We start from the raw sequence: 1,540 nt of genomic DNA, 5'->3' as shown, positions 1-1,540 counted from the left end.
TTCAGATTGAAGACAAACTAGTTACTCATAAAGAGTAATTGGTTTGTTTTTTTGTATCTCATCATTAATTTTGATAAAAAATCAAAAATAGACAAAAAAATAGAGCCCTCCAGGTCTCTTGATTTTAGCATTTTTGCTAATTTTTTGATGTTGAGGCATGTAAAAGTAAGCCCAATTTTCATGTGCATTTTTTCTTTGCCAATTAAATTAGTGTAGCGTAGTCCATGAAATTCTTTTGCCGTTCCAAATAATCGCTCAATTGTTTGTTTTCGATTATTGTATATGGCCTTCATTCCTACGGAATGACGTATATCTTCACAACGCTCCATATCATCTTCCCATAAATGACGTTGAATTAATTTTCTCTTCTCTTTTGATTCAGTACAGTTAACAATCAAAGGACAACTATTACAATCAACAGCCTTACTTTTGTATTCACGATATCCGTCTCTATTAGTTGTTGTATAGCTTAAAATTTTCATATTAGGGCAAATGTATTGATCGTAGTATTCATCATAAACATAATCATATTTTTTATAAAATCCTTTTTTGGTCATCGGTCTTTTATATGGAAAAACAGGTGTCAAATTATTTTGAAATAATAAATGAGCAATGCCTGGGGTTTTGTATCCAGCATCCATTACTAATTTATCTAAGCTAAAGTGACTTTGTAATTTATTGTAGATATCGATAAACGTACGACTATCATGTTGATTACCAGAATGAGTTGTATAGCCTAGAACCCAACCGTTCTTATCACATGCCACTTGTGTGGCATAAGCAAAGACCTGTTTATGTTCTCCTTTATGGAACCAACCACTTTCATCATCAGTTTTACTAACTTTTTTATACTTTATTTGGTTTTCACTTTCCTTTCTTCTTTTTAATGGCTTTTTTAGTCTTTTTTCTCTATCTATTTCCACTTCTTTTTGAAGAGACTTTACATAGAAAAGTGTTTCTTCAATAATTTCTTTACTTTCATATTTCTTATTATTGGCATGGGCTTTAACGTGAGTACCATCAATAAATACTTCGGAGGTATCCAATAATTTAGCTTCCACACACTGTTCTAATACACCGTAAAATAATTGTTCAAAAATGTCTGTGCCGCGAAATCTTCTAGAGTAATTTTTCCCAAATGTCGAAAAATGTGGTACTGAATCCGTCATGTCTAAACCTAGAAACCAACGATAAGCCATATTAACTTCAACATCTTTAATTGTTTGTCTCATACTTTTAATTCCATATAGAAATTGGATTAAGGGAAGTTTCATTAATAAAACAGGATCTACACTAGGACGGCCATTCGATTCATCATATTTATCTTCAACAAGGTCATAAATATAATTGAAGTCAACGTATTTATCAATATCTCTTAATAAATGTTCCTTTGGAACTAAATCTTCTACAGAATAAAAACCAACTTGGCCACGTTTACTCATATCTTGCTTCTTTAACATTAAAACCAACTCCTTTTCTCTATTTTACCAAGAAAAAAAGACAAAGTATCAAAAATATGATACTTTGTCTACAGTCTGAG

At 31.1% G+C, this 1,540-nt stretch carries 1 protein-coding gene; it reads right to left on the bottom strand.

Annotated features, from left to right (window positions below; genetic code table 11):
• Positions 1–17: 17 nt before the first annotated feature.
• Positions 18–1,469, bottom strand: a complete 1,452-nt coding sequence (locus D1643_RS10945; protein ID WP_160214592.1) for an IS1182 family transposase — start codon at positions 1,467–1,469, stop codon at positions 18–20.
• Positions 1,470–1,540: the final 71 nt, after the last annotated feature.

It is taken from the genome of Enterorhabdus sp. P55 (assembly GCF_009911695.1).
Classification (GTDB): domain Bacteria; phylum Actinomycetota; class Coriobacteriia; order Coriobacteriales; family Eggerthellaceae; genus Enterorhabdus.
The sequence above is the reverse complement of the archived record's forward strand: the minus strand, read 5'-3'. Positions and strand labels throughout refer to the sequence as shown.